We start from the raw sequence: 15811 nt of genomic DNA, 5'->3' as shown, positions 1-15811 counted from the left end.
GTCTGCTGGTACGAAAATCGGATTAAAACAGGCACGGAGCCATGCGGCTCCGTGCCCTCAGGACAGGGGCGGCGGAAGTTTACACGACTACCTTACCTTGCCTTCTTTCCAGGCTTGCAGCAGCTTGTCGTAGGCAATCGTTTCACCCTTCGGTTTTTCATTTGCCAGCTTTTTCCATGGAGCGTGCTGGTCCGACAGATACTGGTTCGGATCAACCTTGGGATTGAGCTTGGGCGCGCACGCCTTCATACCGGCCCGCTGCAGACGTGCCATGACCTGGTCCATTTCCTCGGCCAGGTTATCCATGGCGGCCTGCGGCGTTTTTTCCGCCGTAATCGCCGTGGCCACGTTCTTCCACCACAGCTGCGCCAGCTTCGGATAGTCGGGCACATTGTTGCCTGTCGGCGTCCACGCCACGCGGGCCGGGCTGCGGTAGAACTCGATCAAGCCGCCGTATTCGTTCGCGTGTTTCGTGAAGTAATCGTGGCGGATGTCGGAATCGCGGATGAAGGTCAGGCCGACGATCGATTTCTTCAGTGACACGGTTTTCGACGTGACGAACTGCGCGTACAGCCAGGCGGCCGCCTTGCGGTCATCCGGCGTGGACTTGAACAGGAACCAGGAACCCACGTCCTGGTAGCCGTTCTGCATGCCCTCTTTCCAGTACGGGCCGTGCGGCGACGGCGCCATGCGCCATTTTGGCGTGCCGTCCTTGTTCACCACCGGCAAGCCCGGTTTCGTCATGCCGGCCGTAAACGCCGTGTACCAGAAGATTTGCTGGGCAATTTCGCCCTGCGCCGGCACGGGACCCGATTCCGAGAAATTCATGCCGTTCGCCTGCGGCGGCGCGTATTTCTTCATCCAGTCGATGTATTTCGTCAACGCAAAGACGGCCGCTGGCGAATTGGTGGCGCCGCCGCGCGACATCGAGGCACCCACGGGCGTGCACTTGTCGGCCGCCACCTTGATGCCCCATTCGTCGACCGGCATGCCGTTCGGAATGCCCTTGTCGGCCGCGCCAGCCATCGACAGCCACGCATCGGTGAAACGCCAGCCCAGGGACGGGTCTTTCTTGCCATAATCCATGTGGCCATAGACTTTCTTGCCGTCCAGTTCCTTCACGTCATTCGTGAAGAAATCGGCGATGTCTTCATACGCGGACCAGTTCTGCGGTACGCCCAGTTCGTAGCCATACTTGGCCTTGAACTTGGCTTGCAAATCCTTGCGCGCAAACCAGTCGGCGCGGAACCAGTACAGGTTGGCGAATTGCTGGTCGGGCAATTGATACACCTTGCCATCCGGCGCCGTGGTGAAGCTGATGCCGATGAAATCTTTCAGGTCCAGGCCAGGATTGGTGAATTCCTTGCCCTTGGCCGCCATGTAGTCGGACAGCGGCTCGACGGCGCCATAGCGGTAGTGGGTGCCGATCAGGTCCGAATCGGAAATCCAGCCGTCATAGATGCTCTTGCCGGACTGCATCGACGTTTGCAGCTTTTCCACCACGTCGCCTTCCTGGATGATGTCGTGGCGCACCTTGATGCCCGTGATTTCCTCGAAAGCCTTGGCCAGGGTCTTCGATTCGTAGACGTGGGTGTCGATGGTTTCCGAGACCACGGAAATTTCCTTGATGCCCTTGGCTTTCAGCTTGGCCGCCGCATCGATGAACCACTTCATTTCAGCAAGCTGTTGCTGCTTGCTCAGGCTGGATGGCTGGAATTCCTTGTCGATCCAGGTTTGCGCCTGCTTGGCGTCGGCCAGCGCCGCATTCGACACGAGCATGGCCGCAGCCGCGAAGACCGTGAACTTCAATTTCATCGTGAATCTCCTTTTATTTTATTACCGGCCGCCTGCTGACGGTCCGGCCTCCATCAACGCCGGCAAGCCGGTCATCCCCAACGCATCAAAATCAACAACAACACAAAACTGATGGCGGCGCCTATCGCCTGCTGCATTTCCGTAAACCCCGCCCACGCCAGATTCACATAGGCCGCCGTGAGCAATCCGATGAACAACCTGTCGCCGCGCGTCGTCGGCATGGGCAGGAAACCCTTGCGTTCGATGCTGGGCGAACGGATTTGCCACACCGTCATGCCGGCCAGCATCAAGCCGATGCAAATAAAGAAGATGGCCACTTCCGGCGTCCACGCCATCCAGCCGAACAGGCTGGCCGTGCTATCGGTATTTTCCATGTCACACCCTCCCCATCGCGAAACCCTTGGCAATGTAATGCCGCACAAACCAGATCACCAGCGCGCCGGGCACGATGGTCAGCACACCGGCCGCCGCCAGCACGCCCCAGTCCATGCCGGCCGCCGAGACGGTGCGCGTCATGGTGGCGGCAATCGGCTTGGCGTTGACGGACGTCAAGGTACGCGCCAGCAGCAATTCCACCCAGCTGAACATGAAGCAGAAGAACGCCGTCACGCCCACGCCCGACTTGATCATCGGCAAGAAGATACGGATGAAGAAGCGGGGGAAACTGTAGCCGTCGATATATGCCGTCTCGTCGATTTCCTTCGGCACGCCGGACATGAAACCCTCCAAGATCCACACGGCCAGCGGCACGTTGAAGACCATGTGCGCCAGCGCCACGGCAAGGTGCGTGTCCATCAGCCCCACCGTCGAATACAGCTGGAAGAAGGGCACGAGGAAGACGGCGGGCGGCGTCATGCGGTTGGTCAAGAGCCAGAAGAACAAGTGCTTGTCGCCCACGAAGTTGTAGCGCGAGAAAGCATACGCGGCCGGCAAGGCCACCGTGACCGACATGACCATGTTCAAGGCCACGTAGATCATGGAATTGATGTAGCCGCTGTACCAGGACCGGTCGGTAAAAATCGTGTGGTAGTTGGAGAACGTCAGTTGCTGTGGCCACAGGCTCAGGACGCCCACGATTTCCTCGTTGGTCTTGAGCGACATGTTGAGCATCCAGTAGATGGGCAACAGCGAGCCCAGCAAAAAGACCACGAGGATGGTGCTGCTCATTTTCTTGTGCATCATTTCTGGTCTCCCGTGCCAACGCGCTGCATCCACGTGTACAGCACAAAGCAGAACAGCAGGATGATGAGGAAATAGATCAGGGAAAAAGCGGACGCCGGCCCCAGATCGAACTGGCCCACGGCCTTCTGTGTCAGGTATTGCGACAAAAAGGTAGTGGCATTGCCCGGACCGCCGCCCGTCAGCACGAACGGTTCCGTGTAGATCATGAAACTATCCATGAAGCGCAGCAAGACGGCGATCATCAGCACATTGCGCAGTTTCGGCAGCTGGATGTAGCGGAACACGGCCAGGCGCGAGGCGCCGTCGATGCGCGCCGCCTGGTAGTACGCGTCGGGAATGGCGCGCAAGCCCGCATAGCACAGCAGCACTACGAGAGGCGTCCAGTGCCAGATATCCATCACCATCACCGTCAGCCACGCGTCGAGCGAATTGCCGTTGTAGTTGTAGTCAAATCCCAATTGATTCAGGGTATAGCCCATCAGCCCGATGTCGCCGCGGCCAAAAATTTGCCAGATGGTGCCGACCACGTTCCACGGTATCAAGAGGGGCAGCGCGATCAGCACCAAGGCGAGGGACGCCTTCCAGCCATCGGCCGGCATGCACAGGGCGATCAAAATTCCCAGCGGAATCTGGATGGCCAGCACGGAGCCGGAAAACAGCAGCTGGCGCAGCAAGGCGCTGTGCAAGTCGCCGTCCAGCATGACCATGCGGAACCACTCCGTGCCCACGAACACCTTTTGCGTGGGACTCAGAATATCCTGCACGGAATAGTTCACCACCGTCATCAGGGGCAGGATGGCGGAAAAGGCCACGCACAGCAGCACAGGCAGTATCAGCAGCCAGGCGCGGCGGTTGTTATCGGTTTTACCGTTATGTATCATCAGGCCACCCGCTTATCGTTGACATAGAAAAGAGTGCGTTGCGGCGGAAAGCGCAGCCGCACAGCATTCCCGGCGACGGCGTCGATGGTGCGCAACTTGGCCGCCACCGTCGCGCCGCCCAGCTGGAATTCCGCCAGATAATGCGTGCCCATATTGCGCACGGCCGTGACCGTGGCGTCCAGGCAATGGTCGTCACCGCCCTCGCCTGCTTTCACGCATTCGACGAATTCCGGCCGCACGCCGACCGTGATCTTCCCTTGCGCGCCAGAGAGCGCCGCGCGGGCGGCAGCGGACACGGCCAGTAGCTGTCCCGCCACGCGCACGCCGCCATCGTCCAGAGTGCAATCGAGCAAGTTCATGCCCGGGTTGCCGATGAAATAGCCGACAAATGTGTGCTCGGGTTCCTCGAACAGCGCCTGCGCGCTGCCCGTCTGCACCACTTCGCCCTGCGTCATGACGACCACCTGGTCGGCAAAGGTCAGCGCTTCCACCTGATCGTGCGTGACGTAGATCAATGACAATTTCAGTTCGTGGTGGATTTCCTTCAATTTTCTGCGCAACAGCCATTTCAGATGCGGATCGATCACCGTCAGCGGTTCGTCGAACAGCACGGCCGCCACGTCGGGGCGCACGAGGCCGCGGCCCAGCGAAATCTTTTGCTTGGCGTCCACGGACAAGCCGCTGGCGCGCAGCTTCAAGTCGCCCGTCAATTCCAGCATCTGCGCCACTTGCTGCACGCGCTTTTTCACCTCGATCTCTTTCCAGCCGCGATTACGCAGCGGAAACGCCAGGTTGTCGTGCACGGTCATGGTGTCGTAGATGACGGGAAACTGGAACACTTGCGCGATATTCCTCGCCTCGGTCGGCAGTTGCGTCACGTCCTTGCCGTCGAACAGCACCTTGCCATGCGACGGCTTTACCAGGCCGGAGATAATGTTGAGCAAGGTCGTCTTGCCGCAGCCGGATGGCCCCAGCAAGGCGTAGGCACCGCCGTCATGCCACGCCATGCTCATGGGCCGCAGCGCATAGTCGGCGGGGGCCGTCGGGTTCGGTTTGTAGGCGTGAGCCAGGTCGACCAGTTCGATGCGCGCCATGTCACACCCCTCCTTGCGCAGGAGCGAACAGCAGGCCGCCGTCTTGCGCGAAGATCAGCAAGGCATGCGGCTGGCAATACACGGTGCAGGCGCTGCCGATCTCCAGGTTGTGCACGCCGCCGAGTTGCGCCACCAGGGCCAGGTCGCCGCGGCGCGCATGCACATAGGTTTCCGAGCCGCTGATTTCCGCCAGATCCACCTGCGCCGCGATGGCCACGTCGCCATCGGACTGCGGCGACAGATGCAGACTGTGTGCGCGCACGCCGAGGATCACCTCCGTGCTGTCGCCCAGGCGGGCGCGCTGCGCGCCGCTCAGGTGTATCGACAGGCCGTCCGTCGCCTGCGCCACGCCCTGCGCATCGACGCGGGCCGGGATCAGGTTGATCGGCGGGTCGCTGAAGGTGCGCGCCACGTCGATGGAATTGGGGGCGTTGAAGACGTCCAGGGTCGGCCCTTGCTGCAGCAAGCGTCCCTCGTGCAGCACGGCCACGTGGCCGCCCAACTGCAGCGCTTCCAGCGGTTCCGTGGTGGCGTACACAACCGTCGTGCTGCCGCTGGAAAACAGTTCCGTCAATTCGCGGCGCAATTCCTCGCGCAGCTTGTAGTCGAGATTGACGAGTGGCTCGTCGAGCAGCAGCAGCGACGCATCCTTGATCAGCGCGCGCCCCAGCGCCGTGCGCTGCTGCTGGCCGCCGGACAGTTCGCCCGGCGTGCGCTGCAGGTAGGGCGTGATGTGCAGGCGCTCGGCCAGCGCCAGCACTTTCGTGCGGATCTGCTCCTCGGGCTCCTTGCGCAAGCGCAAGGGCGAGGCGATATTGTCGTAGACCGTGAAGGCCGGATAGTTGATGAATTGCTGGTACACCATGGCCAGGTTGCGACGGCTGACGGGCACGCCCGTCACGTCGACGCCATCGGCCGTCACGGTGCCCCCGCTGGGCTTGTCCAGGCCCGCCATCACGCGCATCAGGGTCGTCTTGCCGGCACGCGTGGTGCCCAGCAGAACATTGATGGCGCCCGGCACGAGGGCCAGCGACATCGGATATAAAAAGTCGTCAGCCCCCTGCTTCCTGCTGATCTTGTCCAGTACCAGTTGCACGCGCTTCTCCTCCAGTGATGGTTTCTTATTCTTCGCCGCACCCTCTGCGGGGCGCGGTCGCCAACGTGTGCTGCTTACTGCTTACTCTTACGGCAAAGGGTGCCGCAACAGCCAGGCGTCGAGCGTGTCCGCCGTCTCGCGCGGCAGGTGCAAGCCCAGCTTGGAGCGCCGCCACAGGATGTCGGCCGCGCTGACGGCCCACTCATGGCGCCGCAAATAGTCCACTTCCGCCGCGTACAGGCCGGCGGCAATTTCCTCGCCCATGGCCGCCACATCCGCCCTGCCATCGAGCAGCACATGGATGCGCGTGCCGTAGGCGCGTGCATAGCGCGCCACCAGCGCCGCCGGCAGCCACGCATACTCGCGCTGCAAGCCTTGCACGAACTGGCCGAACTCGCGCACGGCCCGGTTCTGCGGCACGGCGCCATACACGTCGCCGCCAGGCAGGCACGCCTGCTGCGTCCAGGCTGGACGCGCGTTGCCCAACAAGGGCGCCAGCATGTCCATCGCTTCCTCGGCCAGCTTGCGGAATGTGGTGATCTTGCCGCCGAAAATACTCAGCAGCGGCGCCCCTTCCTGGTCCAGCTCGAAACGGTAATCGCGCGTGACGGCCTTGGCGTCGGCCGCCGCATCTTCCACCAGCGGGCGCACGCCCGCATACGTCCAGACCACGTCGGCCGGCACAATGGGCTTGCTGAAATAGTAACTGGAAAGCTCGCACAAGTAACGAATTTCCTCGTCATCGATTTCCACCTTGCCACGGTCGCCTTGGTAGTCGAGGTCGGTGGTGCCGATCAGGGTGAAATCGTGCTCGTACGGAATGGCAAATACGATGCGCCCGTCCGGATGCTGGAAGATATACGCGTGATCATGGTCGAACAGGCGCTTGACGACGATATGGCTGCCTTTGATCAAGCGCAAATGCCGGCCCTGCCCACCGGGCGCCGCCTGTTGCAGGAACTCGGCCGTCCACGGCCCGGCCGCATTGACGACGCTGCGCGCACGCACGGTCGTCTGCCTGCCGCTGGCGTGCTGCAAGGTGGCCAGCCAAGCGTCGCCTTCGCGCGCCAGCATAGTGCAGCGCGTGCGCGTCAGCATGTGCGCACCGTTGTCGGCCGCGTCGATGGCGTTCAGCACCACCAGGCGCGCATCGTCAACCCAGCCGTCGGAATACACGAAGCCGCGCTTGAACTGGGGTTTCAAGGGTTTGCCGGCCGCATGGCGCGTCAGGTCGATGCCGCTGGAGGCCGGCAAGATTTCCCGCTTCGCCAGCATGTCGTAGAGGAACAGGCCGGCGCGTATCAGCCACGCGGGACGCTGGGCCTTGGCGTGCGGCATGACGAAGCGCAGCGGCCACATGATGTGCGGCGCCGAGCGCAGCAGCACTTCGCGCTCGATCAGCGCCTTGCGCACGAGGCCGAATTCATAGTATTCGAGGTAGCGCAGGCCGCCATGTATCAGCTTGGTGGAAGCGGACGAGGTGTGGGAAGCCAGGTCGTCCTTTTCGCACAACACCACGGACAAGCCCCGTCCCGCCGCGTCGCGCGCGATGCCGGCGCCATTGATGCCGCCGCCGACCACCAGCACGTCGCATTTGATCGCTGTCTCCACGCCCTGCTGTGCTGCGGCCATCGGGACTCCATGTCTGTCGGGGACGCGCCGGCGCGGAAAGACTAGGCATCGCCGGCGACTGTCGTTAAGATCACCATTTCATAATACGCATGCAATATGAATAAGGTTACGCCAGAATACGAACTCATAGCAACATATTTTTAGTACTATTTGTTCGTTTCTGTTCGTTTTGTGATTTTTAAAGAGAGCACCATGATCTTGAATCCCCGCCAGCGCCGCCTGCTCGAAGTGGTGCGCCAGAAGGTCACCATGTCCGTCGAAGAGCTGGCCCAGCAGCTGGACGTGACGCCGCAAACCGTGCGCCGCGACGTCAAGCAGATGGAAGAAGCGCGCCTGCTGGCCCGCTACCACGGCGGCGTGGGCTTGCCCTCGTCCGTGGAAAACATCGATTACAGCCAGCGGCAAGTGTTCAACAGCGACGCCAAGCGGCGCATCGCGGCCGCCGTCGCCGCGCAAGTGCCGCACGGCTGTTCGTTGCTGATCAATATCGGCACGACGACCGAGGAAGTGGCGCGCGCGCTGGGCCGGCACACGGGCTTGCACGTGGTGACGAACAACCTGAACGTGGCCGCCATCCTGGCCGACAACGCGGCCTGCGAAGTCATCGTGGCCGGCGGCGTGGTGCGCGGGCGCGACCGCGGCATCGTCGGCGAAGCCACCATCGACTTCATCCGCCAGTTCAAGGTCGACATCGGCATCATCGGCATTTCCAGCATCGACGAGGACGGCAGCCTGCGCGACTTCGACGCGCGCGAAGTAAAAGTGGCGCAAGCCATCATCGAACAGTCGCGCGAAGTGTGGCTGGTGGCCGACCAGCATAAATTCGGCCGCAAGGCACTGGTGCGTCTGGCCGACCTGGCGCAAGTCGACATCTTGTTTACGGATGCGCCACCGCCGCCGCGCTTTGCCGAAGTGCTGCGCGAAGCGGGCGTGAAAGTGGTGTTGGCCTGAGCGGACTGCATTTCTGCGGGAAAACCTCGCCCTGTCGCGTGGGCAATACGTCTTGTGTGGGCCAGCATACAGAATGATATGAAATGTTTATCAATTCGGCAAAAATGCTGTTACCATTGATGCAACATGAGTTATTTTTTTAATCTTCCTCTCTAGCAATACGATTATTTGCTTGATATTGCTTTTTATGCACCTGGAGCAAGAAAAAAGGAAAAACTCTTTGCCGCTGAGTGATTTCCTGTGAAAACAGTGTTAAAAATACCTCAAGCACGATGATTGTTCCCAAACAAACCACTCGACAGCAAGCGTGAAGGCCTTAACCATGCCGGCAACGCCGCCCAGTGAAGGAAGAGAAATGAGCCATAATTTTGAATCGGCCGCCATGCCGCAAGCCGCCCATCCCAACAGCGTCCCCGTCAGCGAGCTGGAAGCCCACCTCGGTTACTGGCTGCGTTTCGTTTCCAACCACGTTTCCCACAGCTTCCAGAAGAAGGCCGAAGCCAATGGCGTGACCGTGTCCGAATGGGTGGTGCTGCGCGAAATGTTCCGCCTGGGCTGCACCTCGCCCACGGTGCTGGCGCAAGTGTCCGGCATGAGCAAGGGCGCCGTCTCGAAACTGATCGACCGCCTGGAAAGCAAGGGCATGGTCAGCAAATCGATCCTGCTGGCCGACCGCCGCCAGCACTCGATCGAACTGACGACGGAAGGCGAAGCGCTGGTACCCGTGCTGGCCGAGATGGCCGACCAGAACGACGAGGAATTCTTCGGCAAGCTGCCGCGCCAGCTGCGCGACGACCTGCTCGAAGCGATGAAGGAAGTGGCGCGCACACACAAGCTCAAGAGCGCCCCGCTGAACTGACAGCAGTAACACACGAGGCAAGGGTGACGCGGCGGCGCGCGTGCTTCGGCTATGATGCTGGCCTGACTGTTTACCAGGAACACGCATGGCCCTGCACATCGAAACTCCCTTGCTCAACTCTCGCGCGCTGAGCCTGCACAGCGAACGCGCCATCTGGCTCAAGCTCGAAGCCTTGCAGCCGCCCGGCTCCTTCAAGATCCGCGGCATCGGCCTCGCCTGCGAAGAATACGCGCGGCGCGGCGCGAGCCGTTTCATCTCCTCTTCCGGCGGCAATGCCGGCATCGCCGTCGCCTATGCGGGACGCCAGCTGGGCATTCCCGTCATCGTCGTCGTACCGGAAACGACCAGCGAACGGGCCAAGGCCCTGATCGCGCAGGAAGGCGCCGAAGTCATCGTGCACGGCGCCGCCTGGCAGGAAGCCAATGCGCTGGCCCAATCGATGCTCACTCCGCAAGACGCTTTTTTGCATCCGTTCGACGACCCGCTGCTGTGGCAGGGCCATGCCGGCATGATCGATGAAGTGGCAAGCGCGGGCCTGAAACCGGATGCCGTGGTGCTGTCGGTGGGCGGCGGCGGCCTGCTGGCCGGCGTGGCCGAAGGCTTGCAGCGCAACGGCTGGGATGACGTGGCCATCGTGGCCGTGGAAACGCAAGGCGCCGCCTCGCTGGCGGCGGCCGTGGCCGCGCGCGAACACGTGGCCCTGCCCGCCGTGACGAGCATCGCCACGTCGCTGGCCGCGCGCCAGGTGTGCGCGCAGGCATACGCCATCAGCCAGACGCGCCGGCTGCACAGCGTGGTGGTGTCGGACCGGGCCGCCGTCGACGCCTGCCAGCGTTTTATCAGCGACCAGCGCCTGGTGGTGGAGCCGGCCTGCGGCGCGGCGCTGGCGGCCGTCTACGGCAAGGCGCCGGAACTGGCGCCGTACCGCAATGTGCTCGTCATCGTGTGCGGCGGCGTGACGGCCACCACGCAGCAGCTCGACCACTGGACTGCCACGCTGTAGTCGCTACGGCGCCGCCTCGAGCAGCGCCACGCCATCGCGGCCCTGCCCCTTGGCGGCGTACAGGGCCTGGTCGGCCAGGTCCAGCAACTGCGCCGCCGTCAGCCCGCCTTCGCGGAAGATGGCGATGCCGATGCTGGTCGTCACCGGCAGCGGGCCGCTGGCCAGCTCGAAGGGCTGGCGGATGGCGTCGATGATCTTGGCGCCGACCTGGCGCACTTCGGCCGCGCCGTTCACGCCTTCGAGAATGATCACGAATTCATCGCCTGCCAAGCGCGCCACCAGGTCGCTGGCGCGCACGCTGCGCACCAGGCGCGCGGCGAATTCCTTCAGCACCTCGTCGCCCGCCTTGTGTCCCAAGCTGTCGTTGATGGCCTTGAAACGGTCGATATCGAGATAGGCCAGCGCCATCGGCGCGCGCGCGGTCCGCGTGCGCTGCATGCTTTGCGCCAGCTGCTCGTCGAAGCGGCGGCGGTTGGCGATGCCCGTCAGGGTGTCGGTGGCGGCGGCAAACTGCAGCGCCGTGTGCATCGCCTTGGTCTTCGTGATTTCGTGAATCAGGCCATACACGCCTTCCACTTCGCCGCTCTCGCCCACGTCGGGCACGTAACTGGTCTGGAAGGCGCGCCGGCCGGCGTCCCCCTCGCCATCGATGGTAAATTCATACTCGACCTCCTCGCCCGCGAAGGCGCGCAGCAGGTATTGCTCGCGCAGCTGGTAGGCTTCCTCGCCCAGCACCTCGCGCATCGACTGCATCAGGCTTTCCTGCTGCGACGTGCCGAACCATTTTTCAAACGTCGCGTTGATGAACTGGTAGCGGTGCTCGCGGTCGATGTAGACGATCACCACGGGCACGTGGTCCGTCAGCAGCTTCAGGCGCCGCTCGCTGTCGCGCGTCTGCGCCTCGGCCATTTCGCGCTCGGCCACCAGTGAGTAAAAATCGCGGCTCAAGTCGCCAATCTCGTCGCGCCGCTCGATTTGCAGCACGTCGATACCCAGGCGATGGCGGCGGATCTCATGCACCTGGTGGCGCAAGCGCGCCAACGGCTGCAACAGGCGCAGCACCACGCGCCAGCCGGCCAGGCCCGCCAGCGCGGCCAGCAGCACGGCGGCCAGCAGGATCTTGCTGCGGATGGCGTGCAGCGGCGCGAAGGCTTCGCTCATCGGATACACGGACGCCAGTATCCAGCCCGTCGAGGCGATGCGATGGTAGGCGAACAGGGCATCGATACCTTGCGTGGTGGTGCCCGTCATCCAGCCCTCATAGCCCTGCATGGCGCGCCGCGTGGGCACGCTGACGGGGCCATGGGCTTCGATATGCTGCATGATGCGCGACTTGTCGGGATGCTCGACGATGACGCCCTCGCTGGTCATGATGTACAGGTAGCCGCCCGGGCCAGGCTTGAGCGAACCGAGACGGCCGAGGAAATCGGGCTGGCGCAGGTTGACGCTGGCCGCCAGCACATAGCGCACGCCGCCCTGCGCGTCGAACACGGGCTGCGTCACCACCACGATGGGCATGCCGGAAATACTGCCGTTGAGCGGCGCGGAGATCACGGAGCGCCGCGTCGCCAGCGTCTGTTCAAAGTAGGGCCGTCCCTTCACGTTCAAACCCGCCTGCGGCTTGAAGGGACTCACGCTGGCCAGCACAAAACCGTCGACACCGACCACGCCGGCCGAATAGAACTCCTTGCTCAGCACTGTTTGCGCGGCCAGGAAGCGCTGCAGGCTTGCGCCGTCGTGCGCGCCGCCGGCCGCCAGGCTGTCCGCCATCGCGCGCAGCACATTGCGCTTCGCGCCGAGTTCCTCGTCGATGAAGACGGCGGCGCTAGCCAGCGACACGTACTGCTGGCGCCCCATCACGTCGCGCATGCCGCGCTCGGCCACGGCCAGGGTGGCCAGCGCCAGCGAAGCGACCGCGCCCAGCACGAGCAGGAAGACGACCATGCTCATGCGCGCTTTCAGGCTGGCTGGCAGGCGCCGGCGCAGCCATTTACGCAATATATCCTTTGTCGCCGTCATGCCGTCACGTCCGCCGCTGCAAATGCCGGCGCAGGCGCTCGACCGACTCGTCCAGCGCCAGGGCATCCGTATCCAGGGTCAGCGCGGCCGCCAGCGGCGCTTCGTAAGGCGAGGAAACGCCCGTGAATTGCGCGAGCTGCCCCGCGCGCGCCTTTGCATACAGGCCCTTGGGATCGCGCGCCTCACATGTGGCCAGCGGCGTGCTGACGTGGACTTCAATGAAATGCGCCGCGCCGATGATGGCGGCGGCCATGGACCGGTCGGCGCGGTACGGGGAGATGAAGGCGGCGATGACGGTCAGGCCCGCCCCGTTCATCAGGCGCGCCACTTCGGCCGCGCGGCGGATGTTTTCATGCCGGTCTTCCGGCGTAAAACCGAGGTCGCGGTTCAAGCCGTGGCGCAGCTGGTCGCCATCAAGCACCGCCACGGCGCGGCCCTGCGCCTTGAGCTGGCGCGCCAGCGCGTCGGCGATGCTGGACTTGCCGGCGCCGCTCAAGCCCGTCAGCCAGACCGTGTCGTGTTGTCCTGCTGTCATCACACTGCCTCTCTCCTTGTAGAGCTGGCAATATAACAAAGCCGCGCAGGAAAGGACAGATGATCAGGCAGCGCTGCGCGCCTCAAGCAGCAACTGTCGTATCTCCGGCACGCAGGAGCCGCAATTGCCGCCCGCCTTGACGCAGGCCGTCACCTGCGCCGTCGTCGTCAGTTTTTGTTCCTGAATGGCGGCGCAAATGGTGTTGCGCCCCACGCCAAAGCACGAGCACACGGTGGGACCGGCGTCCACGCCCTTGCCGATGGGCTGGCCCAGCAGCACGCCGGCGCGGTCCGCCGCATCCATTTGCGCATGCGCAAACAGGCCCGCCAGCCAGCTGCGCGACGGCAGGTCGGGACGGGGCGAGACATACACGCATTGCGCGATGCGCCCCTCGTCCAGGTGCACGGCGCGGTACACGCCGGCGCTGGCGTCCGTGTAATCGAGCCAGTCCGCGTTGTCGTCCGAGACGCCGAGCAGCGCGCGCGCCCAGGCGCCGAGGTCTTCGATGCGCTGGCGGCCGGCCAGCTCGTAGCGCAGGCACTGCTCGCCCTGGACGCGCGTCCAGTGCGCCACGCCGTCCAGGTTCAAGGGCGTGCGGCTCAACACGAAAGCATGCCAGTGCACGCGGAACTGCTCGATGCGCACGGGCGTGTGCTTGAATTCGGGCTCGCCCGAGACGGGATCGACGACGGGGTTGACGACGGCGCCCACGCGCGCGTCGGAGGCATTCGCGTCGCTCCAGTGGATCGGCACGAAGACCTGGCCGCGCGCGATGCCGCCGCCATGCACGACCCTGGCCACCATCGCGCCCCAGGCGCTGGAAACGCGCGCCAGCTCGCCTTCGCGCACGCTGTACAGCAGCGCATCCTGCGGGTGGATATCGATGAAGGCTTCGGCGACGTGGCCCGACAGCTTGGCCGCCTTGCCCGTGCGCGTCATCGTATGCCACTGGTCGCGCACCCGGCCCGTATTCAGGATGAGCGGATAGTCCTCGTCGGGCATGTTCCTCGGAGCGCGCGGCGCCGTCGGCACGAAGCGCGCGCGGCCATCCGCATGCGCGAAGCGGCCATCGCCGAACAGGCGCGCCTGGCCCTGCGGCCACTGCTGCGGCACCAGGGCGTCGTAACGCGCCGCATCCAGGCCGGTCAGGTGGCCCAGGTTGAACATGCGCTTTGTGGCCCCTTCGTTGCGGAAGGCGGACAGGCGCGCGTGTTCGTCGAAGATGGCTTGCGGCGCCGTGAAATCGAAGCCGGGATAACCGATACGGCGCGCCACGTCGCACAACACGTCCCAGTCGGCGCGCGCGTCGCCGGGTGTCGGCAAGAAGGCCCGCTGGCGCGAGATGCGGCGCTCGGAATTGGTCACCGTGCCATCCTTTTCGCCCCAGCCCAGGGCCGGCAGCAGCACGTCGGCATGGGCGTTCGTGTCCGACCCGGCGCTGATGTCCGACACCACCACCAGTTCGCACTTGGCCAAAGCGCGGCGCACCTGGTCGGCGTCCGGCATGCTGACGAGGGGATTGGTGGCGATGATCCACACGGCCTTGACCTTGCCCGCCTCGATGGCGTGGAACAGCTCCACCGCCTTCAGGCCAGGCTTGTCGGCGATGCGCGGAGAGTCCCAGAAGGTTTGCACGGCTTCGCGGTGCGCCGGCTTGTCGAGATCCAGGTGCGCCGCCAGCATGTTGGCCAGGCCGCCCACTTCGCGCCCGCCCATGGCGTTCGGCTGGCCCGTGAGGGAAAACGGTCCCATGCCGGGCTGGCCGATGCGCCCCGTCGCCAGGTGGCAGTTGATGATGCTGTTGACCTTGTCCGTTCCGGAAGACGACTGGTTCACGCCCTGCGAAAAGGCCGTGACGACCTTGCGCGTGGCGGCAAACGCCTGGTAGAACGCCAGCAAGGCTTGCGGGTCGACCTTGCAGATTTTCGCCACCTGCAAAGGATCGTAACAGTCGACATGGGCGGCCGCCAGCGCCTCATCGAGGCCGCTGCTGTGGCGCGTCACGAAAGCATCGTCGATCACGCCTTCCTTCGCCAGGTAGCACAATAGCCCGTTGAACAACCACACGTCGGTGCCCGGTTTCACGGGCAGGTGCAGGTCGGCCAGCTCGCAAGTGGCCGTGCGGCGCGGGTCGATCACCACCAGTTTCATCTCCGGCCGGGTTTCGCGGATGCGGGCGATGCGCTGGAACAGGATCGGGTGACACCAGGCCGTGTTCGAGCCGACCAGCACCACCATGTCGGCCAGCTCCAGGTCTTCATAGCAGCCGGGCACGATATCCTCGCCGAACGCCCGCTTGTGGCCCGCCACGGCAGACGACATGCACAGGCGCGAATTGGTGTCGATATTCGCGCTGCCCACATAGCCCTTCATGAATTTGTTGGCGATGTAATAGTCTTCCGTCAGCAGCTGGCCCGAGACGTACAGGGCGACGGCATCGGGGCCGTGCTTGTCGATGATGGCGCGCAGGCCGCCGGCCACCTTGTCCAGCGCGACATCCCAGGAGGACGGCTGCAAGGCGCCACCGACGCGCACCTGCGGTTGCAGCAAACGCTTGTCGAGGTCCAGCGTGTCGCCCAGCGCCGAGCCTTTCACGCACAGCTTGCCCAGGTTGGCCGGGTGATTGGCATCGCCGGCAATGCGGATGGCGCCGTCGGGCAGGCGTGTCGCTTCCACGCCGCAGCCGACGCCGCAATACGGGCAAGTGGTTTTCACGGGCGTGCAAGTGGTCATGAGGGTCCTGT

At 63.8% G+C, this 15811-nt stretch carries 13 protein-coding genes; 3 read left to right on the top strand and 10 right to left on the bottom strand.

What is annotated here, in order from left to right; genetic code table 11:
• Positions 1-87: 87 nt before the first annotated feature.
• The 7 genes from GYK42_RS05420 to glpD all read right to left on the bottom strand — a co-directional run bounded on the left by GYK42_RS05420 (position 88) and on the right by glpD (position 7700).
• Positions 88-1815 carry an ABC transporter substrate-binding protein gene (locus GYK42_RS05420; protein ID WP_034779106.1) on the bottom strand — a complete coding sequence of 576 codons (1728 nt, stop codon included), beginning with the start codon at positions 1813-1815 and terminating at the stop codon, positions 88-90.
• A gap of 71 nt (positions 1816-1886) precedes the next feature.
• Positions 1887-2189: a DUF2160 domain-containing protein gene (locus GYK42_RS05415; protein ID WP_240943473.1), complete on the bottom strand. Its 303-nt coding sequence runs from the start codon at positions 2187-2189 to the stop codon at positions 1887-1889.
• A 1-nt stretch (position 2190) separates the two neighbouring features.
• Entirely contained in the window at positions 2191-2997 is an 807-nt protein-coding gene (locus GYK42_RS05410; protein ID WP_166446655.1) for a carbohydrate ABC transporter permease, read from the bottom strand.
• On the bottom strand, positions 2994-3878 hold the full coding sequence (locus tag GYK42_RS05405; RefSeq protein ID WP_034754965.1) for a carbohydrate ABC transporter permease: 885 nt from the start codon (positions 3876-3878) through the stop codon (positions 2994-2996). The genes GYK42_RS05410 and GYK42_RS05405 overlap by 4 nt, the downstream gene beginning before the upstream one ends.
• Entirely contained in the window at positions 3878-4972 is a 1095-nt protein-coding gene (locus GYK42_RS05400) for an ABC transporter ATP-binding protein (protein WP_166446654.1), read from the bottom strand. The genes GYK42_RS05405 and GYK42_RS05400 overlap by 1 nt, the downstream gene beginning before the upstream one ends.
• Position 4973: 1 nt before the next feature.
• Positions 4974-6068, bottom strand: a complete 1095-nt coding sequence (locus GYK42_RS05395) for an ATP-binding cassette domain-containing protein (RefSeq protein WP_166446653.1) — start codon at positions 6066-6068, stop codon at positions 4974-4976.
• 87 nt (positions 6069-6155) lie between these two features.
• Positions 6156-7700, bottom strand: coding sequence for a glycerol-3-phosphate dehydrogenase (gene glpD / locus GYK42_RS05390; protein ID WP_166446652.1), 1545 nt, complete (start codon positions 7698-7700; stop codon positions 6156-6158).
• Positions 7701-7892: 192 nt separating this feature from the next.
• On the opposite strand from glpD, the gene GYK42_RS05385 reads away from it, so the two are divergent.
• From GYK42_RS05385 to GYK42_RS05375, 3 genes are all read left to right on the top strand, one after another.
• Positions 7893-8651 (top strand): DeoR/GlpR family DNA-binding transcription regulator, encoded by a 759-nt coding sequence (locus GYK42_RS05385; protein WP_193316641.1) that lies wholly within the window; start codon positions 7893-7895, stop codon positions 8649-8651.
• A 355-nt stretch (positions 8652-9006) separates the two neighbouring features.
• Entirely contained in the window at positions 9007-9510 is a 504-nt protein-coding gene (locus GYK42_RS05380) for a MarR family winged helix-turn-helix transcriptional regulator (protein ID WP_166446651.1), read from the top strand.
• Positions 9511-9595: 85 nt separating this feature from the next.
• Positions 9596-10513, top strand: coding sequence for a pyridoxal-phosphate dependent enzyme (locus GYK42_RS05375; protein ID WP_166446650.1), 918 nt, complete (start codon positions 9596-9598; stop codon positions 10511-10513).
• Between the two features lie 3 nt (positions 10514-10516).
• Here GYK42_RS05375 and GYK42_RS05370 read toward each other — a convergent pair whose 3' ends face one another.
• The 3 genes from GYK42_RS05370 to GYK42_RS05360 are packed head-to-tail and all read right to left on the bottom strand — an operon-like array spanning position 10517 to position 15800.
• Positions 10517-12532, bottom strand: coding sequence for a diguanylate cyclase domain-containing protein (locus GYK42_RS05370; RefSeq protein ID WP_166446649.1), 2016 nt, complete (start codon positions 12530-12532; stop codon positions 10517-10519).
• 4 nt (positions 12533-12536) lie between these two features.
• A complete protein-coding gene (gene cysC, locus GYK42_RS05365; RefSeq protein ID WP_240943472.1) occupies positions 12537-13106 on the bottom strand; it encodes an adenylyl-sulfate kinase in 570 nt (189 codons plus the stop codon).
• 24 nt (positions 13107-13130) lie between these two features.
• Positions 13131-15800: a nitrate reductase gene (locus GYK42_RS05360; RefSeq protein WP_166446647.1), complete on the bottom strand. Its 2670-nt coding sequence runs from the start codon at positions 15798-15800 to the stop codon at positions 13131-13133.
• Between the last annotated feature and the right edge of the window lie 11 nt (positions 15801-15811).

This window comes from Janthinobacterium lividum (assembly GCF_011601275.1).
GTDB classification, from domain to species: Bacteria; Pseudomonadota; Gammaproteobacteria; order Burkholderiales; family Burkholderiaceae_D; genus Janthinobacterium; species Janthinobacterium lividum_E.
Note: the sequence above shows the minus strand (reverse complement) of the source record. Positions and strands in the feature narration are given on the sequence as shown.